19 protein-coding genes are annotated in these 19986 nt (G+C 64.4%); 6 read left to right on the top strand and 13 right to left on the bottom strand.

Features of this window, described 5'->3' with window-relative positions:
- Window positions 1-4: 4 nt before the first annotated feature.
- From AB7G19_RS08270 to AB7G19_RS08240, 7 genes are all read right to left on the bottom strand, one after another.
- Window positions 5-1156: an alpha-hydroxy acid oxidase gene (locus AB7G19_RS08270; protein WP_063981332.1), complete on the bottom strand. Its 1152-nt coding sequence runs from the start codon at window positions 1154-1156 to the stop codon at window positions 5-7.
- A 114-nt stretch (window positions 1157-1270) separates the two neighbouring features.
- Window positions 1271-2461, bottom strand: a complete 1191-nt coding sequence (uxuA, locus tag AB7G19_RS08265; protein ID WP_085405290.1) for a mannonate dehydratase — start codon at window positions 2459-2461, stop codon at window positions 1271-1273.
- Between the two features lie 72 nt (window positions 2462-2533).
- Window positions 2534-3583 carry an L-idonate 5-dehydrogenase gene (locus AB7G19_RS08260; protein ID WP_085405291.1) on the bottom strand — a complete coding sequence of 350 codons (1050 nt, stop codon included), beginning with the start codon at window positions 3581-3583 and terminating at the stop codon, window positions 2534-2536.
- Complete coding sequence (locus tag AB7G19_RS08255; protein ID WP_085405292.1) at window positions 3580-4986, bottom strand: TRAP transporter large permease; 1407 nt, start codon at window positions 4984-4986, stop codon at window positions 3580-3582. Before AB7G19_RS08255 ends, AB7G19_RS08260 begins: the two co-directional genes overlap by 4 nt.
- Before the next feature lie 4 nt (window positions 4987-4990).
- Window positions 4991-5569 carry a TRAP transporter small permease gene (locus tag AB7G19_RS08250; RefSeq protein WP_085405293.1) on the bottom strand — a complete coding sequence of 193 codons (579 nt, stop codon included), beginning with the start codon at window positions 5567-5569 and terminating at the stop codon, window positions 4991-4993.
- A 233-nt stretch (window positions 5570-5802) separates the two neighbouring features.
- Window positions 5803-6762, bottom strand: a complete 960-nt coding sequence (locus AB7G19_RS08245) for a sialic acid TRAP transporter substrate-binding protein SiaP (protein WP_071917185.1) — start codon at window positions 6760-6762, stop codon at window positions 5803-5805.
- 89 nt (window positions 6763-6851) lie between these two features.
- Complete coding sequence (locus AB7G19_RS08240; RefSeq protein WP_441267748.1) at window positions 6852-7661, bottom strand: FadR/GntR family transcriptional regulator; 810 nt, start codon at window positions 7659-7661, stop codon at window positions 6852-6854.
- 146 nt (window positions 7662-7807) lie between these two features.
- Between AB7G19_RS08240 and AB7G19_RS08235 the strand changes: the two genes are divergently transcribed.
- Together AB7G19_RS08235 and AB7G19_RS08230 are read left to right on the top strand one after the other, a co-directional pair.
- On the top strand, window positions 7808-9292 hold the full coding sequence (locus AB7G19_RS08235) for a mannitol dehydrogenase family protein (protein WP_441267747.1): 1485 nt from the start codon (window positions 7808-7810) through the stop codon (window positions 9290-9292).
- 98 nt (window positions 9293-9390) lie between these two features.
- A complete protein-coding gene (locus tag AB7G19_RS08230) occupies window positions 9391-9798 on the top strand; it encodes a nuclear transport factor 2 family protein (RefSeq protein ID WP_085405295.1) in 408 nt (135 codons plus the stop codon).
- A 24-nt stretch (window positions 9799-9822) separates the two neighbouring features.
- Here AB7G19_RS08230 and AB7G19_RS08225 read toward each other — a convergent pair whose 3' ends face one another.
- The gene (locus AB7G19_RS08225) at window positions 9823-10578 is read right to left on the bottom strand and encodes an HAD family hydrolase (protein WP_085405296.1); all 756 of its coding nucleotides are present in this window, start codon (window positions 10576-10578) and stop codon (window positions 9823-9825) included.
- A gap of 143 nt (window positions 10579-10721) precedes the next feature.
- On the opposite strand from AB7G19_RS08225, the gene AB7G19_RS08220 reads away from it, so the two are divergent.
- Both AB7G19_RS08220 and AB7G19_RS08215 read left to right on the top strand, forming a co-directional pair.
- Window positions 10722-11570 carry an NAD-dependent epimerase/dehydratase family protein gene (locus AB7G19_RS08220; RefSeq protein WP_085405297.1) on the top strand — a complete coding sequence of 283 codons (849 nt, stop codon included), beginning with the start codon at window positions 10722-10724 and terminating at the stop codon, window positions 11568-11570.
- A gap of 121 nt (window positions 11571-11691) precedes the next feature.
- Window positions 11692-12960, top strand: a complete 1269-nt coding sequence (locus AB7G19_RS08215) for a serine hydrolase domain-containing protein (protein WP_085405298.1) — start codon at window positions 11692-11694, stop codon at window positions 12958-12960.
- Between the two features lie 58 nt (window positions 12961-13018).
- Here the strand turns inward: AB7G19_RS08215 and AB7G19_RS08210 are convergent, their stop codons facing one another.
- Together AB7G19_RS08210 and AB7G19_RS08205 are read right to left on the bottom strand one after the other, a co-directional pair.
- Entirely contained in the window at window positions 13019-13906 is an 888-nt protein-coding gene (locus AB7G19_RS08210; RefSeq protein WP_085405299.1) for a dienelactone hydrolase family protein, read from the bottom strand.
- Window positions 13907-14007: 101 nt separating this feature from the next.
- Window positions 14008-15234, bottom strand: coding sequence for an MFS transporter (locus AB7G19_RS08205; protein WP_244623319.1), 1227 nt, complete (start codon window positions 15232-15234; stop codon window positions 14008-14010).
- 545 nt (window positions 15235-15779) lie between these two features.
- Between AB7G19_RS08205 and AB7G19_RS08200 the strand changes: the two genes are divergently transcribed.
- On the top strand, window positions 15780-16361 hold the full coding sequence (locus tag AB7G19_RS08200) for a MarR family winged helix-turn-helix transcriptional regulator (protein ID WP_028147146.1): 582 nt from the start codon (window positions 15780-15782) through the stop codon (window positions 16359-16361).
- 14 nt (window positions 16362-16375) lie between these two features.
- Here AB7G19_RS08200 and AB7G19_RS08195 read toward each other — a convergent pair whose 3' ends face one another.
- Window positions 16376-17308 carry a hypothetical protein gene (locus AB7G19_RS08195; RefSeq protein WP_071909990.1) on the bottom strand — a complete coding sequence of 311 codons (933 nt, stop codon included), beginning with the start codon at window positions 17306-17308 and terminating at the stop codon, window positions 16376-16378.
- Window positions 17309-18125: 817 nt separating this feature from the next.
- Between AB7G19_RS08195 and AB7G19_RS08190 the strand changes: the two genes are divergently transcribed.
- The gene (locus AB7G19_RS08190) at window positions 18126-18896 is read left to right on the top strand and encodes a response regulator transcription factor (protein WP_028147148.1); all 771 of its coding nucleotides are present in this window, start codon (window positions 18126-18128) and stop codon (window positions 18894-18896) included.
- Between the two features lie 122 nt (window positions 18897-19018).
- On the opposite strand, the gene AB7G19_RS08185 is transcribed toward AB7G19_RS08190, so the two are convergent.
- Both AB7G19_RS08185 and AB7G19_RS08180 read right to left on the bottom strand, forming a co-directional pair.
- Window positions 19019-19477, bottom strand: coding sequence for a hypothetical protein (locus AB7G19_RS08185; protein ID WP_014492689.1), 459 nt, complete (start codon window positions 19475-19477; stop codon window positions 19019-19021).
- Window positions 19474-19986 (bottom strand): hypothetical protein, encoded by a 513-nt coding sequence (locus tag AB7G19_RS08180; RefSeq protein WP_063981320.1) that lies wholly within the window; start codon window positions 19984-19986, stop codon window positions 19474-19476. Before AB7G19_RS08180 ends, AB7G19_RS08185 begins: the two co-directional genes overlap by 4 nt.

Genomic DNA, 19986 nt, shown 5'->3' with positions numbered 1-19986 from the left:
CGCGCTACCCCGGCCGAAAGCGCAGATTGGCGCGCGATAGCTGGCTGATCGACGTACATCCCATCAGCTTCATATCGCGCACGAGCTCGGCCCGCAGCAGGCCGAGGGCCCGTTCGACGCCGGGCCGGCCGGCGGCGGCGAGCGGATAGAGATAGTATCGTCCAAGCCCGACCGCCTTGGCCCCGAGCGACAGCGCTTTCAGGATATGGGTTCCGCGCTGGATGCCACCGTCCATCATCACGTCGATGCGGTCGCCCACGGCATCGACGATTTCGGCGAGTTGATCGAAAGCCGAGCGGGAGCCGTCGAGCTGGCGGCCGCCATGATTGGAAAGGACGATCCCGGCACAGCCGATATCGACCGCGCGGCGCGCGTCTTCCACCGACATGATCCCCTTCAGGCAGAACGGGCCGTTCCAGGTCCGCACCATCTCCGCGACATCGTCCCAATTCATCGCGGGATCCAGCATTTCCGTGAAGTAGCGGCCGATCGACATGGCGCCGCCGCTCATGTCGACGTGCTCCTCCAGTTGCGGGAGCCTGAATTTTTCGTGGCTGACATACTGGATACCCCACATCGGCTTGATCGCGAACTGCAACATGCCCGCAGGCGTCAGACGGAAGGGAATGCTGAAGCCGGTGCGCAGATCGCGCTCGCGATTTCCCCCGGTGATGCTGTCGACCGTCAGCATCATCACCTCGACGCCCGCGTCCCTGGCGCGCTGCATCATGGCGCGGTTGAGACCGCGATCCCTGTGGAAATAGAATTGATAGACCTGCGGCGTGTCGTGGGCCTTGCGCAATTCCTCGAGCGACACCGTGCCCAGCGAGGAGACGCCGAACATGGTGCCGTAGCTCGCCGCGGCAGCGGCGACGGCACGCTCGCCTTCATGATGGAACAGGCGCTGCAGGGCGGTCGGCGAGCAGTAGAACGGCAGCGCGAGCTTCTGGCCCATGATGGTGACCGAGAGATCGACGTCCTGCACGCCGCGCAGCACGTTGGGCAGAAGGTCGCAATGCTCGAAGCTCGCGCTGTTGCGGCGATGGGTGGTCTCATCGTCGGCCGCGCCGTCGATATAGTCGAAGATCGGACCGGGCAGTCGGCGGCGCGCCAGCCGCCGGAAATCGTGGAAATTATGACACTGTGTCAGGCGCATTTCTCAACTCCGCTCGCGGCATGCTCTGCGCGACGATCATCTTGCCATCGCGCCGCTGATGCTGTCAGCGGCCGCCATCGCGGCGATCTCTCGCCTGATGGCGCCGCCGGTCTCCTATCGATGCTCGATCGCCCTGATCGCGCCGCGGAGTTCGGCGAGGCCGCGCAGGCGGCCGATCGCGGTGTAGCCGGGATTGGTGCGCTTGGTGGCGGCGAGATCGTCGAGCATACGATGGCCGTGGTCGGGACGGAACACGATTCTCTTGTCGGGCGAACGCCGCGCGTTCTCCTTTAACAGCGCCTTCAGCACCGCGACCATGTCGACGTCACCGTCGAGATGGTCGGACTCGTAGAAGGACAGGCCGTCGGCCTCGCGCTTGGTCGCGCGCAGATGCGCAAACGCAATGCGCGGGCCGAAGCGCTCGGCCATCGCGGGCAGATCGTTCCCGGCGCGCACGCCGAGCGAGCCGGTGCACAGGCAGATGCCGTTGGCCTTGGATGGCACGGCATCGAACAGCGCCTGATAGTCGTCGGCGGTCGAGGCAATGCGCGGCAGGCCGAACAGCGGGCGCGGCGGATCGTCCGGGTGCAGCGTCAGGGAGACGCCAAGTTGCTCGGCGACCGGCGTGACGCGGCCCAGGAACTCGGCGAGATGCCGGCGCAGGATCTTTGGCGTGATGTCGCGATAGGTCTCCAGCCGGTCGCGGAATTGCGGGATGGTCATCGGCTCGGTGGTCGAGCCCGGCAGCGCGCTAGCGATGACCATGACGAGGTAGTCGATATCGGCCTGGCTCATCTTCTCGAACAGCTTTTTGGCGCGAGCCTGCTGCTCGGGCGAATACTCCTGAACGGCGGCGGGACGCTTCAGGATATGCAGCTCGAACGCGGCAAAGCGGTCCTGGTCGAAGCGCATGGCGCGGGCGCCGTTCGGCAGCTCCCACTCCAGATCGGTGCGGCACCAGTCCACCACCGGCATGAAATTGTAGCAGATGATCTTGATGCCGGCCGCGGCCACCGCTTCGAGGCTCGCGATCCACGCCTCGATCGAGGCCGTCGCGTTGGCCCCGAGCCGCTTGACGTCGTCGGGGATCGGAATCGACTCCACCACCGACCAGGTCAGTTGCGAGCGGCCGGGCTGGCCATGCTCGATGAAGTTCTTGCGCTCCTCGACCGCCTTGCGTGTCCAGGCTTCGCCGATCGGCACCTGATGCAGCGCCGAGACGATATCCGTCGCCCCGGCCTGCCTGACATCGTCCAAAGACACCGGATCATCCGGACCGTACCAGCGCCATCCCTCGAGCATCATCGAAATTCTCCTAAAGCGTTTTCGAGCGAAGTGGATACCGGTTCGCGTGAAGAAACGCGTCAAAACAAAGAATCAGTTCGCGGTCAGCACGACCTTGACGCTCTGCGAGCGGTCGAGCGCCAGCCGCAGTGCGTCCGGCGCGGTCGACAGCGGCCGCTCGGCGGTGACCAGCGACAGCACGTCGACGCTGCCGGCGCCGATCAGTTCCACTGCGGTCATGAACTCGAAGCCGAAGCGGAACGAGCCGCGCAGGTCGATCTCCTTGGCCATCACCGCATTCGACGGCGTCGGAATCTGGCCGCCCGGCAGATTGCCGATCTGCACCACAATGCCGCCGCGCCTGACAATGCCGATCGCGCTGGCAAGGCCCGCGGCGGTGCCCGAGACCTCGAACGCGACGTCATAGGGACGCGATGCGGCCTGTGCCTTCAGTCCTTCCTCGCCGCTCGAGACGTTCTCGACGTGAGAGGCGCCGAGCCGGGTCGCAAAGGCGAGCGGCGCCGGCGCGATGTCCGCCACCGTGATGTCGGCCATACCGGCGCGGTGTGCGGCGAGCATGGTCAAAAGCCCGATCGGGCCGGCACCGAAGATGATGCCGCGCTTGCCCTCGATGTTGCCGGCGCGCGCCACCGCATGCAGGCAGACCGCGAGCGGCTCGGCCAGCGCCGCGGCCTGATAGGAGACGTGGTCGGGGATCTTCACGCATTGCGCGGGGACCGCGTCGAAATAATTGGCGAAGCCGCCCTGCATGTGCGGCGTCTTCGAGGCCGAGCCCATGAAGTAGATGTTCTCGCAGAGATTGGGCCGTCCCTCGCGGCAGGCGACGCAATGGCCGCACCAGCGCGACGGATTGACGGCGACACGGTCGCCGACCTTCAGGTTCGCTGCGGAACCTGCGATCTCCGCGACCTCGCCGGAGATCTCGTGGCCGAGCACGAGTGGCGACTTCACGACGAAATCGCCGGTCCGGGCATGACGGAAATAATGCATGTCGGAGCCGCAGATGCCGCCGGCGCCGAAGCGGATGCGCACCATGCCATCAGCGAGCTTGTCGAGCGGATGCTCGATCATGCGCAGATCTTCGGGGCCGAACAGGGTTGCGGCGAGAGCGGTGGAGGTCATTTGGAGAGTCCCATGTATTTAGGCAGCCAGAGGGTCAGTTCGGGAATGTAGGTGATCGCGATCAGCGCGACCATCAGCGGCACCAGCCAGGGCAGGATCGCGACCGTCGTGCGCTCGACCGAGAGCTTGGCCACGCGGGCGAGCACGAACAGCACCATGCCGAGCGGCGGATGCAACAGGCCGATCATCAGGTTCAGCGTCATGATCAGGCCGAAATGGATCGGATCGATGCCGAGCTTGAGCACGATCGGCAGCAGGATCGGCACCAGGATGGTGATCGCCGCGGTGGTGTCGATGAAGCAGCCGACGAACAGGATCAGGACGTTGGCGAGCGCCAGGAACACCCATTTGTTGTGGGTGATGCTGAGCATCCAGTCCGAGAGCATTTGGGCTGCCTGCGACACCGTCAGCAGCCAGGCGAAGATCGAGGCTGCCGTGACGATGAACAGCACCGAGGCCGTGGTCTCGATGGTGTCGAAGGTCGCCTTCGCCACGGTCTTCAAGGTCATCGTGCGGTAGCGGACGAGGCCGAGGAACAGCGACCAGATCACGGCGGCGACCGCGGCCTCGGTCGGCGTGAACCAGCCGAGCGTCATGCCGCCGATCAGGATGACCGGCGCCATCAGCGCCATCACCGCAGAGAAGTCGAAGTACCAGTCGATCGCGAGCAGCGCGCCGAGGCCGATGACAACGGCCATGTTGGTCGACATGCCGGCCAGCACCATCAGCCAGATCGCGAGCGGGAAAGCCAGCACGATGGCGATCTCGAGGCCGGCCGAGCCGAGCTGCGGCCAGGAGAACGGCGTGTCGCTGCCCCATTTGTTCTTGTGCGCGAAATAGGTGACCGTGGCCATCATCAGCAGCGTCATGACGATGCCGGGAATGACACCGCCCAGGAACAGCGCACCGATCGAGACGTTCGCCATCATGCCGTAGATCACGAAGGGCAGCGACGGCGGGATGATGGGCCCGAGCGTGGCTGAGGCCGCGGTGACGCCGACGGAGAACTCGGTGGAATAGCCGTGGTCCTTCATCGCCTTGATCTCGATGGTGCCGAGACCGGCGGCATCCGCGATCGCGGTGCCGGACATGCCGGAGAAGATCACCGAGCCGATGATGTTGACGTGACCAAGGCCGCCGCGCATCCAGCCGACCAGCGCGACCGCGAATTTGTAGATGCGGCCGGTCACACCGGCGATGTTCATGAGATTGCCGGCCAGGATGAAGAACGGCACCGCGAGCAGCGGAAAGCTCTCGACGCCGGCGATCATGCGCTGCGCCAGCGTGACATCGGGCGTCACGCCGCTGACCAGGATGTAGAGCAGCGACGACGCGGCCATGGCGATCGCCACGGGAACGCCGAGCAGCATCAGGACGAGGAAGCCTCCAAGCAACAGCAACATAACTTTACCCCTCAAAACCGTCGTAGGCGCCGGGACGTTCGAGGATCGAATAGCCCTGTCGCGAATGTTGGATGGCCACCTGCACCGAGCGCACGAACATCAGCACGAAGCCCGCCAGCACGGCGTAATAGACGTAGTCCTTGGGCAGATTGATCGTGGTCATCGACTCGTCGCCGATGATCTGGATGTAGACCCAGACCAGCTTGATGGCGTAGCCGAAGAAGGCGATCCGGATCAGGTCGATCGCGGTCGCCAGCGCGCGCGCCACGACATGCGGCAGATAGCGGTAGATCAGATCGACCTGGATGTGCCGCGACAGCCGCACGCACATCGAGGAGCCGATGAAGACCACGCCGATCAGGCAGTAGGTCGCGATCTCCTCGGTCCAGGCATAGCTGTCGTTGAGGACGTAGCGGGTGAAGAACTGGAGGAAGACAGCAAGCGCCATCACCCAGAAGATCACCAGCGCCACCCAGTCCTCGAAAGCGTAGACGCCGAGATCGACCTTCGGCACCGCCTCTTCCTCGAAGGTGTGGGCGATCTCGTCCCCGGTGATCTGCCGGTGTATTTCGGCGGTGGACATGGGGTTACTCCTCAACCTCTTAATCGTCATTCCGGGGTGACTCGAAGAGCCGAACCCGGAACGACGACTTAATTCTACGAACTCCGCTCCTCATCCTGAGGAGCTTGCGAAGCAAGCGTCTCGAAGGATGGCCTCGGGCGACGCCCGAGCGACATCCGGGCCTTCATGGTTCGCCCGGCGATGCGAAGCATCGTCCGGAGCGCGCTTCGCGCTCCTCACCATGAGGGTCTCGGTTATTTCACCGCCTGAATGCGTTCCCAGTCGGCCTTGCGATAACCGAAGGTCTCGAACGCAACGTTCTTCAGCACGATGTCGCGGAACTCGTTCTTGTCGACCTCGGTCACGGTCAGTCCCTTCTCCTTGAAGAAGGAAACCAGCTTGGCCTCGTTCTGCTTGATCTCAGCGGTCGCTTTCGCAGCCGCCTCCTGGGCGACGTCGGTGAAGATCTTCTTGTCCTCGTCGCTGAGCTTCTTCCAGAGCGCGCCCGCCACCACCGTGTTGAGGTGGTCGACGATGTGGCCGGTCAGCACGATATGTTTCTGCACTTCGTAGAACTTCTTGGCCTCGATCGTGGTCAGCGGGTTCTCCTGCGCCTCGACGGTGCCGTTCTGAAGCGCGAGATAGACTTCGGCGAACGCGATCGGCGCGGTGTTGGCGCCGCAGGCGCGCGGCATGGCGAGATAGGCCGGAACGTCGGGCACGCGCATCTTCAGGCCCTTGAGATCGGCGCAGGTCTTGATCGGCTTGTTCGACGAGGTCTGGCGCACGCCGTAATAGGTGACCGCGACGATGTGGTGGCCGCTCTTGTCCTCATAGCCCTTGGCGAGCTCCTTGAAGATGTCGCTCTTGGTGTAGGCAAGGAGATGGTCGGCGTCGCGGAAGGTGTAGGGATAGTAGGTCACGCCGATCGGCGGGAAGCTCTTGGCCGCGAAGCTCGAACCGGAGATGATGATGTCGACCGAGCCGAGCGAGAGGCCCTGGTTGATGTCGGCTTCCTTGCCGAGCTGCGACGCCGGATAGACGTCGACGGTATAGCGCCCGTTGGTGCGCTTGCCGATCTCCTGCGCGGCCCAGACCGAGGCGGTGTGGAACGGCTCCGAGGTCTCGTAGACATGGGCCCATTTGAGCTTGGTCTGCGCCATGCCGGGATTGGTCGCCGCGAACATTGCCGCGACCGAAGTCGCCAGCACCATCGTCATCTTCTTCAACACTGACTTATCCTCCACTGACTAAAGTCTGCTTCTTGTTTGCCCGCCCCAAACCCGGGACGAGCCGCCCAATCTCATCGTCGCCGCACGCTGCCGCTTTTGGCCTGCGTCTTCGCGCGTTTTGGTTTTGCCGGTTTCGCCGGCGTGCGCGCGACCCGGCCTCGCTCCGCGGGCGATCCCGCGGCGGTCTCGGCACCAAAGTTCTGCGCAAAGCGCTCCTGCGAGCGCGCTAGATGCTTGCGCATGGCCTCGCGCGCGGCGTCCGGATCATGCGCCGCAATCGCGTCACGCACGGCGCAATGCTCGTCGAGCGCGGTGCGCCAGGTGCCCGGGCTTTCGAAGTAATGCGCAAGCTGCGCGAAATAGGGATTGAGGCGCTGGTCGAACAGCTCGCCGACCAGGCGCACCAGCACGGCATTGCCGAGACTGCCGGCGATCGCGACGTGGAAGGCACGATCGTGCACCATCGAGGCCTCGCCGGGATGCTCGACATTCTCCATGGCGACAAGCGACGCATTGATGCGGTCGATATCGTCCTTGGTCGCCACGCGCGCGGCCTGCTCGGCGATCGCGCTTTCCAGGAATTCGCGGGCGCGCAAGAGCTCGAACGGGCCTTCGATGCCGGCGGCCGGAAGCGCAGGCGCGGCGTCCGCCGGCTCGGTCACATAGATGCCGGAGCCGACGCGGATGCGGACGCGGCCCTCGACCTCGAGCGCGATCAGGGCCTCGCGCACCGTCGGCCGCGAGATCCTGAGCTGTTCGGCGAGTTCGCGCTCGGTCGGCAAGCGGCTGCCGACCGCGTACTCGCCGCTGTCGATCAGGCTTCGCAATTGATCGGCGACCTGGCGGTAAAGCCGTCTCGCCTCCACAGCTTCCAGCGGCACGCTGGCCTCCCCGAAAGGGTCTCGCCGGGAAGCATCGCGTCCCGGCGGCCCGCCAATTTTGGAAAATTGGTCTTACCAATTGACCGGAGCATTGACCGAGGACAGGCGCCATGTCAAGCAGCGGCCAAACACAGGGAGAGACGACCATGCGCCATAGTTCAACGCGTCTTGGCCGCGCCAATCTCGACCGGCTGCCGTCCGCCATCCGCCGCCCGGCCTATGACCGCTCGCGCGTTACGCCCGGCATCGTGCATCTGGGCCTGGGCGCCTTTCATCGCGCGCACCAAGCCGTCGTCATCGACGACTGCCTTGCCGCAGGCAACTCGTCCTGGGGTATCGTCGGCGCGAGCCTGCGCAGCCCGGATACGCGCGACGCCCTCGCCCCGCAGGATCATCTCTACACTGTGGCCGTACGTGCCGCCGAAGGCACCGAACACCGCGTCATCGGCGCGCTGCTCGACAGCGTCGTCGCGCGCGAGAAGCCGGCAGCACTGGTCGATCGGATGGCCGATCCCGCCATTCGCATCGTCTCGCTGACGGTCACCGAAAAGGGCTATTGCCACACGCCGCAGACCGGCGATCTCGACGAGCGGCATCCGGATGTCGTGCACGATCTCAACAATTTTGACGCGCCGCGCTCGGCGCCCGGCTTCATCGTGGCCGCACTGGCGCGCCGGCGCGCACAGGGGCTGGCGTCCTTCACCGTGCTCTGCTGCGACAATCTCGCCGCCAACGGCCACACCGTGCAGCGGATCGTGACGCAGTTCGCCGCGCTCCGGTCGAAGGACCTCGGCAAGTGGATCGCCGATAGCACCGCCTTCCCGTCGACCATGGTCGACCGCATCGTGCCGGAGACGACGGACGCCGACCGGGATGCGATCTCGAACGCGCTCGGCATGCGCGACGCCTGGCCTGTGATGACCGAGCCGTTCACGCAATGGGTGGTCGAGGACCGCTTCACGGCGGGGCGGCCCGATTTCGCCGCCGCCGGTGTCGAGCTCGTCACCGACGTCAAGCCGTTCGAGCTGATGAAGCTGCGGCTGCTCAACGCCAGCCATTCGGCGCTGGCCTATCTCGGTTATCTCGCGGGCTACGAGACCATCGCCGACACCATGCTGGATCCGCATTTCGCCCGTCTCGCCGCGCAGGTGATGGAAGAGGCCGCGGTGACGCTGACGATGCCTGTTGGCACCGATCTCGCCGCCTATCGCGCCTCGCTGCTCAAGCGCTTCGCCAACCCCGCGCTGCATCACCGTACCTGGCAGATCGCGATGGACGGCTCGCAAAAGCTTCCGCAGCGCCTGCTCGGCGCGATGCAGGATCGCCTGCGCAAAGACCTGCCGATCGCGACGCATGCGCTCGCGGTGGCCGGCTGGATGCGTTACGTCACCGCACGCGACGAGCAGGGCCGCGCCATCGACGTTCGCGATCCGCTCGCCGCCGAGTTCGCCGCGCTGGCGCGCGAGGCGGGTCCCGTCGCTGAACGGCTTGCGCAGGCATTGCTCGGGGTCGAGAAAGTGTTCGGACCGCTGGGCACTGAGCCGCGCCTGCGCGAGGCCGTGACCATGGCGCTCAGCCGTCTCTATAAGGACGGCGCGCGGCGGGCGGTGGAGACACTTGTCTCGGCGTGACCACAAAGCAGGCAATGCTGCACTGCGGTCCAAATCGAACGCAAAGTCGGACGGAAGTCGCGCTTGATTTTTGCCTGCCATTGCCCCACCCGAGAGGCATGGCAAAGGACAAAAAGGTCATCGCCGCGAACGCGGCCTTCTACGCCGCCTTTTCAACGGGCGACTTCGACGAAATGGAGCGGATGTGGGCGGATGACGACGCCATTTCCTGCATCCATCCCGGCTGGCCGGCCATCATCGGCCGGGCCACGGTGATCGGCAGCTGGCGCGACATCCTGCAAAATCCGGAGCGGCCGCAGATCGTTTGCGCCGAACCGCAGGCGATCGTCGACGGCGACAGCGCGCGCGTGCTCTGCATCGAGATCGTCGACGGCACCGCTTTGGCCGCTGCCAACCATTTTCGGCGTGTCGGCGACGGCTGGCGGCTGGTGCACCACCAGTCGAGCCCAATCGCGCAGATTGTCGAGCAGACTGAAGACGATAGAACGAGCCACCGCGTCCACTGACCGCCGCGAGCCGGCCGGCGCTTACTACTGTGCATGGGGTTGTTTTTCAGTTTTTTGTCTTGAGCCCCCGAATTCCGACAAATCGTCCAGCACGACCTGCGCCGCACTGAAATCATCGTCCCGAAAGAACATGCTTCTGGTGATGAGCACCGGAATGTTCGCCCGCGAGGCCGCGATCAGACCGTTGCGGGAATCCTCGATCGCGACGCAGTCGGCTGCGCCCAGCTTCAGCCGCGCCAGGGTTTCCAGATAGACATCCGGCGCCGGCTTCTTGTGGCGGACATCGTCGCCGGCGACGACCGCATCAAAATCCGCCGCCCAGCGCGTTCCCAGCGCTTGCGACAGCAGCGCATCGATATTGCCGTGCGAGGTGGTGGTCGCGATCGCGAGCCGCTGGCCGCGGGCCTTCGCGGCAGTGAGAAGATCCGCCACGCCGGGCCTTAAGGGACAGCAGCCGGTTTCGATCAGCTCGGCGTAATGCGCGGTCTTGCTGCGGTGGAGGGCTGCGATATCGGCATCCGGCAATGGCGGCGCGACCTGCAGCCTCGCGTGAAAGGCGCGCATGCGCTCCTTGCCGCCGGTGACACGCAGCAGCTCCTTGTAGACGGCCCGGTCCCACTGCCAGTCGAGACCGTGGCGAACGAAGGCGTGGTTGAAGGCCTGCCGATGCAGCTCCTCGGTTTCGGCCAGCGTGCCGTCGACATCGAAGATCAGCGCGGCGGCGCGCCCGATCAACTCCGCGGCACCGCATGGCACTGCGGCCGGCGCTTCTGCCTGCATGACCGAGGCCTCCCTCCTGACAAGCGAGCATCGCCTGCCCTGGCCGGCGAGTAAAATTGCAATATCTTTTGCCGGACCCAAAAATCCCTTATGAGCGAACGGCGCGCAGCTCGCGCGAGCGGGAACTCCAGCACGGCAGGCGCATGCGGCTCTTCATCCTCGGCCTCGGCTACAGTGCCCGGCATTTCGTCGGCCAATTCGGCGGCGCATTCTCGCATATCGCCGGCACCGTGCGCGATCCCGGGAAGCGAAACGACCTTGCCGGCATCGAGGTGCATGCCTTTTCCGGCAGCAGTCCGGCCCGCGAGGTGGTCGAGCGAGTCCGCGACGCCGATGTCCTTCTCATATCGATCCCGCCCGGCAGCGCGGGCGACCCGGCAGCTACGGCCTTTGGCGACGCGCTCGCGCGCCGGCGGCGGAAGATCGTCTATCTCTCCACCATCGGCGTCTATGGCGATCACGCAGGCCGCTGGGTGGACGAGAGCACGCCGCCGCAGGCCACCCTCGACCGCACGCGAACGCGCGTTGCGGCGGAGCAAGCCTGGACCGCCGCGGCGCGCGGCGACGTCGCGATCCTGCGGCTTGCGGGCATCTACGGGCCCGGCCGCAACGCACTGATGACGCTGCGGGCGGGGACGGCCCGGCGCATCGTCAAGCCGGGACAGGTCTTCAACCGCATCCACGCCGACGACATCGCGAGCGCGATCATGGCCGCGGTGAAGCACAGTGACGGCGGCACCTGGAACGTCTGCGACGACGAGCCGGCGCCGCCGCAGGATGTGATCGCTTATGCGGCGAAGCTGATGGACCTTGCGCCGCCGCCCGAAGAGCCGTTCGAGACGGCCAAGATGTCGGCGATGGCCCGCAGCTTCTATGCCAGCAGTGCCCGGGTCTCCAACGCGAAACTGAAGCACGAGCTCGGTGTCACGCTTGCCCATCCGACCTATCGGCATGGCCTGGATGCATTGTGGCGCACCGGGCAAGGGCGATAGGTTCCGGTTATCTCCGACGCGTCCCAGACATGCCCCACCCGCGCTTGACTTCGCTCAGGCGCAGCCGTGATCTAGCCGCTCGGCGAGCCACCACAGAACGAGCTCGCCTTGGGAGGATGCAATGAACAAGACGATCGCCATGATCGCGGCGGCGGCTGCCGTCATCACGTTCGGTGCGGCGCGCGCCGCACCACTGCCCGAAGCCAACCCTGATGACGCCGGTTTCTCGAAGCAGGGTCTCGCGCGGCTCGACAGCTTCTTCGCGCGCGAGATCGCCGCCAAGCGCGTTCCCGGCGCCGTCGTCGCGGTGGCGCGGGACGGCAAGCTCGTGCACTACAAGGCTTACGGCATGCTCGATCCGGACAAGGGCACGCCGATGCCGGTCGACGCGATCTTCGCGCTGGCCTCGATGACCAAGCCGATGGCGGCGGTCGCCGGCCTGACGCTGATGGAGAAAGGCCAGTTGCCGCTCCAGGCCAAGCTGTCCGACTACTATCCCGGCTTTGCCGACATGAAGGTCGGCGCGACCGGGGCCGATGGCTCGCTCAAGCTCGAACCGCAGGCGTCCCCGATCTTCGTCCACGATCTCTACCGGCATACGTCCGGATTGATGTATGGCGGCCGCCCCGACTCATCGAGTCCGGTAGCGCGGCAATACCCCGATGGCGTCGCGCCGGCGGTGGAAGGCGACACTGAGGCCTTCATCGGCCGCATCACAAAACTGCCGCTGGCGCATCAGCCCTCGACCGAGTTCGAATACGGTTTTTCGATCGACGTGCTCGGCGCCGTCGTCGAGAAGGTGAGCGAGCAGAGGCTCGGCGACTATCTCGCCGCCAATGTGTGGCAGCCGCTCGGCATGAAGGACGCGACCTTCCACCCGACCGACGCGCAGCGCCCTCGCCTCGCCCGCCCGTTCGCCAACGATCCGCTGACCGGCAAGCCGCAAGCCATCAAGCTGCTGGACACCCCGACCAAGTTCGATTGCGGCGGCGCCTGCTCATTCGCGACGATGGGCGATTACATCCGCTTCGGCCAGATGCTGCTCAACGGCGGCGAGCTCGACGGCCAGCGCATTCTTTCCCCGAAGACCGTGCATCACATGACGACCAACCACCTCGGTCCCGAGATCAAGAACAATGTGGCCAACATCGAGCCGCATCGCGCCGGCTTCGGCTTTGGTCTCGCGGTCGCGGTCCGGACCAGCGAAGGGCAGTCGTCGGTCCCCGGCAATCCCGGCGAGTTCACCTGGAATGGCGCCTACGGGACGCAGTTCTTCTGCGATCCCAAGGAGCGTCTCGTCGTGGTGGTGGGAACGGCGGCGCCGGGCGAGCTCAGGAAATACTATCGCGAGCAGGTGCAGGACATCGTCTATGGCGCGATGGTGAAGTAAGACCGGCGCGCTGGAATAGAAAGGGCGGCCGCTCAGGCCGCCCTTTGCGAATCTGGCGTCAGCTCAACACGCCGTACCTCTTGAACCAGGCCTGGGCCTGCTTCCAGGCGTCTTCCGCCGCATCCTTGCGATAGCTGCCGCGATAGTCGGCATGGAAGCCGTGCGGCGCCTGCGGATAGATCTTGAATTCGGCGATCTTCTTGTCCTGCTCGAGCGTCGCCTTGAACTGCTCGACCTGGGCCACGGGAATGCCGGTATCAGCGCCGCCATAGAGGCCGAGCACCGGCGCCTTCATCTCGGGGGCGAGCTGAAGCGGACTCTTCGGCCACACCGGATTGGCGGGATCGACCGGCGCACCGTAGAACGCGACACCGGCCTTGAGGGTGCCACTGTGGGCAGCGTATTCCCAGACATTGCGGCCACCCCGGCAGAAGCCGATGATGCCGAGCTTCGTGGTGTCGCCGCCTTGCGATCCCGCCCACGCCACCGTCGCATCGAGATCGGACAGCAGCTCGGCGTCCGGCTTGGCATTAACGACCGGCAGCAGATCCTTGATGTCGGTGACCTTGGTGAGGTCGACACCCTTGCGGAAGTAATAGTCGGGCGCGACCGCGAATGCGCCGAGCTTGGCGAGGCGCCGTGTCACGTCCTTGATGTATTCGTGCAGGCCGAAAATCTCCATCGCCACGATGATCACCGGCGCCTTGGTGTTGCCGGCCGGGCGCGCGAAATAGGCCGGCATCTCTTCGGACCCGACCTTGATCCTGGCGTCGCCAGCCTGGAGGCCGCCGGTATCTGTCGTGATGATTTCGGCGCGGACCGGACCGGCCGCAAGCGTGTAGCCGGCAGCGACGGCCGCGGTGGCGCTCATGAATCCGCGGCGCGAGACCGGGGCGACTTTCGTCAGCCCGACGACGTCGGATGTCATGGTGGTTTCGAAGCTCATCGGTCGATCCTTCCTGATGCTTGGCCCTGATTCCTCAGGCGGCGCATTCGCCGATAATTGCCGGCGAAACGCAAATCACCAGCCTGCGAGCATGTTCGCGTTCAGGCCAAGCCCTGACGTCTTTTCAGCGGCGCCGTTTCGGGCATCAGGCTCATTGCGACAAGTCCGACGATCGCCGCAAGCAGGAGGTACCAGGCCGGTGCCAGCGGATTGCCGGTGACGTGGAGGAGCCAGGTGACCACGAGCTGCGCCGTACCTCCGAAGCTCGCGATCGCCACCGCGTAGACGGTCGCGAACACGCCTCCGCGGATGTTCTGGGGCAGCGCTTCGGTGAAGGTCGCATAGAACGCCGTGAACGGCAGCGAGCCGATGATCGATAGCACGCCGAAGCCGATCAGGAGCGACAGCGCGCCCGGTGCATGGACGATCCACAGGAAGGTCGGATAGGTGAGCAGGAGGGTTGCGAGCTGAGGCCAGATCATGATCGGCTTGCGGCCGAGACGATCGGCGAGCCATCCGCCGGCCAGTGCACCGACGAACTGAATGCCGTTGCTGACGAGCGACACGGCGAAAGCCAGTGTCGACGACACGTGCAGGGTATTCTGCGCATAGGTCGTCATGTATTGCGTGACATAGGTCGAGATCGTGCCGCTGGCCAGGATCATCAAGGCCAGCGCGATGATGCCGAGGTGACGCCGGACCTGCGAGAGGTGACCCGTGCGCTCTTTCGCTGCGACACCGGCATCGGCATGCGGAATCGTCTCGGGCAGTGTCCGCCGCATCCAGAGCCCGAACGGCAGGCAGACGGCCCCGATCAGGAACGCCACCCGCCAGCCGTAGGAGTCCAGCATCTCCGGCGCCATGGTCGTGCTCAGGATGACACCGACCAGCGCGCCGGCGGTCGCCGCGATCTCCTGGCTCGCCGGCTGCCATGCCACGACCAGCGCCCGATGCTCGGGCGGCGCAATCTCGAGGAGATAGGCGGTCGTCGGTCCGACCTCGCCGCCGAGGGCGAAGCCCTGCACCATGCGCGCCGCAATCACGATGATGGGCGCGGCGACGCCGATCATGCGATAGGACGGCGTGAGCGCGATGGTCAGGATAGCAGCTCCCATCAACGCAAAGCTCAGCAGCATGGCGGGCCGCCGGCCGATCCGGTCGGAATAGATGCCGAGCACGATCCCGCCGATCGGCCGCGTCACGAAGCCGGCCCCGAACGTCGCCAGCGACAGCATCAGGCTGCCGTACTCGCTTCCGGTCGGGAAGAAGGTATGGCCGATCTGGATGGCGAAGAAGCTGTAGGTAATGAAGTCGTAGAATTCGAGCATGTTGCCGATGGTGGCTGCGAATGCTGCTCGTTTGACGTTGAACGGCGCCGCTTGCTCAATTCCCAACGACACTTTGACTCCCTGGATTCGCTCGTTTGCCGGACTTAACCGTCTGGCTGCATTGCGTCGCAACATCCATTAACCGAAAGAGAGGGTTCTCTCCCGGCCAGCCACACCGCCAAGCGTTACCGGTGATGCGCCCTTTTGCGTATTCGAAACTCCAGGCCGCAACAAATGGGCCTCGCAGTGGCGACAATGACACATCATGTTGCTCAGGCGTCGCACATCACCGTCAATTCACGCGCAAGCTCTCGTGATTTGATTGAAATTTTCAGAAGAGTTGAGCCGTGCGATTTACTCGAACTTTCTGTGTGACGCTCTAGTTCCACGGCCGGAAGTTCCATCTGCAGAACGGATGCAACTTCCCGAGCGCGGTCCTTCCATCCGGCAACGGAGGAAGAATCGCCCGAGAACTTCATTCTCGTCCACCCAGATTGCGCTACCAAAGGCTCAATTGAATAAAGCTTGTCCGACCTGGAACTGAAATGATTTTAGCTCGCGAAGCGATTGAATTGTTGGGACAGATGGCTCGCATCCTGTGGTTCGAAGGCACCAAGCATGGCTTGCGCGACCGCGAATGGATGGCCCTGCGCTTTCTCTCCCGCGCCAACCGTTTCTCGCGGACGCCCTCGGCGCTCGCGAGCTACGTCGGCACCACGCGCGGCACCGCCTCTTTCATTATCGGCGAACTCGAGCGGCTCGGATATCTGGAGCGAAAGCGCTCCGCGACGGACAAGCGATCGGTGACGCTGAGCGTGACGCAGCAGGGCAAGAAGTTCCTGGTGCGCGACCCCATCAGCGTTCTCCTCGAACCGATCGCCGTCCTCGACGACGAGGCCAAGATCCGCTTTCGCGACACGCTCCGGCACGTGCTCGATCAGGCGGACGCGGCCGAGCAGCGGCACCATACCGACGTCTGCAAGCGATGCATCTTCCTGCGCGAAGATCGCACCGCCACGGACGGCAAGCCCGGCGCCGCCGAGTTCAGCTGCCGCCTGTTTCGCGCGCCGATCGCCGAGGCGGAGATCGATCTGCTATGCACCAGCTTCGAGCATCATCGCCAATAGGAGGCGGCCCTCGATCACGGCGTCGCCTTGCGTGACGAGTAGATGACGCCGCCGCTGGACTCCACGACCAGACGGCCGTTCTCGTTCTTGATCTCTTCGATGCGGCCAAGCCCGGGTACCTGCTGTCCAAGCACGGCCTCGATGACGCCGTTCGGACCTTGCAGGATCGCAATTCCCTCATAGGCCTGGCGGACCGACCAGCCCTTGACCACCTTGCGCGGCGCCGACGGAGGAACCGAACCCGTGATCTCGGGCGCGGCAACCGAGGCCATCATCGGCATCGTCTGCGAGGGCGGCTGCGAGGCGACGGCCGCCGGCGCCGGCGCTTGCGCCTGAGCCTGGGCGAGCTTGTCCAGCTTCACCGTCGAGGACGAACTCACCCGCTCGATACGGTCCAGATTCTCGGCGAACCTGCCGAAGCGATCGTTGGTCGCCTTGCTCGACTGATCGACCGCGGTGCGCAGGCCGTCGAGATTTTCGGACACGCCCGACACCTGCTTGCGCAGCAGCGCGACAGTCTCGCGCAGATTCCTGATCTCCGTATTGGCGGCCACGTTGCTTTGGGCCGGCTGCGTGGTGAGATAGGCGATCACGCCGGTGCAGGCGCAGACCACCAGGATCGCAGCGACCGCCAGTGTTGCGAGCGGCGCGACCCATGTCGGACGCGGCGGCGGCGGCTTGGCCACGATCACGGCCGGCTTCATCACGGTCGGCGCAGGCTTCGGTATCGCCATCTTGTCGAGGCGCGCCTTGGCGCGAATACGCTTCAGCCCCTCGAGCGCCTCTTTCGCCAGGGTCTCGTCGTTCGCCGCAGCCGACACACGCTTCGCGCTTGCAGCGGGCTTGGCCGTCTGTGTCGTGCTTGTATCGCGCGCATCCGGAGCCGGCTTCGCCGCCGCGGAAACATCAGCGGTCGCGTTGGGACGAGCTTGTCCATCGGACAACATGTGAAAATGCTCCGTTCGGTTCGATCTATCGAACGGTGAAGTTATTTGCCGAAGCTTGCCTGAAACGTGCGCAGCGAAAACTTTTCATCGCGCCCGATGCGACGTCGCATGAGTCAAAAGCGTCATGGACGTGGCGAGAGTGCGACTCGAAAGACACACACTCGCCAAGATTTCGCCAAGCTGGAGTCGCCTCGCCATACATGAGTCGAATTGTCGCATGGGGAAACACCAGCAGGAGAGTCAATCCCGGGTTGAAAACCCCGCTATGCGCATGACCCGCAGCACCGCGCAAAACAGCTGTGATTACGCGGGGATGCGGAACTTTAGAAACGCTACGGTGCAAAACTAGTTCGATCACCAAATCAACTGATGCGATCGAACATACAAAGAAACAACCAGAAACGAATCAACAGCATCAAACACGCATAGCAACCGCTTTGCTGCGCGCGCTTGATCGGAAATCGGCAATTGTTACGGTCCTACTCAAGTGATTCTCGCCAGTTGGCGAGGAGATCGACACAGTTCAGGTGCGTTCGGACGCAATCGGCAAGTTGGCGCAACTGTTCTAGGTCTGTCTCAATCCGCTCCGCGAGGTGATCCGTAAGACACCCGCCGAGCCTCACGCAGTAAGCGTTCAGTATCGAGTCGAAGTAGCAGGCCTGCACACGCAGGCACTGAATGCGTAGGGCTGCCCGCGAATATCGAAACCATAATAACGGTTCGCGGGATGGAAATATCGTCAAACAGCATGGTTGCCGAGCCGGGCATCACAACAACCATCCGGCCGCAACAAGTGCGAAACAGGGGCGAAAGACTAATGTATATTATCGTTGATGATCGCGAGAGCGTCACGAACAGCTACGTTGGAGGGCTCGTTCGCGAAGGTGTATCGTCGATCGGCTTCTCTTCCGGAGAATTCTGGGACTGGCTGCAATCTGCGAGCGAACCGGATCTGGCGGCGGTCGACGCCTTTCTCCTCGGGGACTGCGATGCCCGCGGAAGCCTGCCACGGGCGATGCGGAAGCGCTCCTCGGCGCCCATCATCGCCATGAGCGGCCAGAAGATGCTCAAGAACACGCTTGAGCTGTTCGAATCGGGCGTCGACGACGTCGTCCACGTACCGATTCACCTGCGCGAGATCCTCGCCCGAACGGCCGCAATCGCGCGCCGCCGGGTGGGCGAGCTGCCGAGGCCCTGCGAGACCAGGATCCAGGTCTTCTTCAACGGACGTGACCCCGAGATCGCGGGCCACGCTCTCACCCTGCCCCGCCGCGAGCTGCGCATTCTCGAGTATATGGTCAGCAACCACGGCAAGTGGATCACCAAGACGCAGATCTTCAACGCGGTCTACGGCATCTTCGAGTCGACCTTCGACGAGAGCGTGATCGAGAGCCACGTCAGCAAGCTGCGCAAGAAACTCCGCGACCGCCTCGGCTTCGACGCGATCGTGGCCCGGCGCTACGTCGGATACCGCCTCAACATCCCTGCCGGCGAGACCATCGACGTGCCGATGCAGGAACTCGACGAGGTCGGCATCCTCCTGAACAGGGCACATGCCGCCCCGGCGGCGTACCCGGCCGGAAACTGACGCGGCAGGGCACCGCCACGAAAACGACAACGGCCTCTGCGGAGTACCCTTCGCAGAGGCCGTTGCACTTTCAGCGGCAGAGATGGCGGAGCAGCGATCTCGCGATGCCGGCGCCGCGACAGCTACGGCTTCTGCTGGAATTCTTCCTTCGAAACATAGTTGAAGTCCTCGACCAGGACGTCCTGGACGACGTCGGCCTGCATCCGCTCGTTGACGCGCTGCTTGATGGCCGTCGTGAGGATGGAAAGGTCGTAACGGGCGAGCTTCCTGAAATCGAGGCGGTCGTCGGCATAGATCCTGCGGAAGGCCTCGTCGACGACGAACGGCTCCGGCGGGACGTTGAGCTGGTGCATGATCCGCGCCTCAACGGTGTAGACGAAGCGCGCCACGATGTAGCCCTGCACGCTGCCGCCCTCGACCATTGGCACGCTCAGCGCCCGCGTCTTCTGGTATTGAAGGCCGTCGAGATATTCGTCCTTCGCCGGCAGCAGGCTGCCGTTTTCCTTCCAATAGGCCACGGCATAGCTCGTGCCCGCGGTGAGGATGCATACCCAGAGCCCGGCCAGCACGAGTCTGATCATTTTCCGTCCTGTGCTGTGCGGCCGGTATAGGTGCCATCCGACTCGGCTTCCTTGATCGCCTTGACGATGATGGCCGCGACCTCACGCACCGCATCGTAATGCATTTCGAGGATGGAACGGTTTCGCTCGAGCTTCTCGCGCAACCGCTGGATCTCCTCGGTGATCTCGACCTCGTTGCCGAGATGCATCCGTGCCCGCATCAAGCGGACGAATTCGAGCATGCTCCGGCTCTTCCGGGCACTGAAGTCGTCGAAATCGATCTTCTTGCCCGTCGAGAGCGCGACCGTCTCCTCCTCGACGATGTTCTCGAGCCGGCGGATCGCAGACAGCAGGCCACGCACCTCGTCCGATCTCGCCGCGTCGGTGCCGTCGTTCACCACGTCACCGCCGAGATTCGGCAGCAGCGCAGGCAAGAACGCATCGCCTTCTGCCGCTTCCAGCGTCATCGCCTCGGCGTCCACGACCGGCTGCTCCACCACCAGGACCGCCGCACCTTCTTGTGCTTGCAT

This window comes from Bradyrhizobium sp. 215_C5_N1_1 (genome assembly GCF_052075935.1).
In the GTDB taxonomy this organism is placed as follows: Bacteria; Pseudomonadota; Alphaproteobacteria; order Rhizobiales; family Xanthobacteraceae; genus Bradyrhizobium; species Bradyrhizobium barranii.
This window is presented reverse-complemented; position numbering and strand designations above follow the sequence as displayed.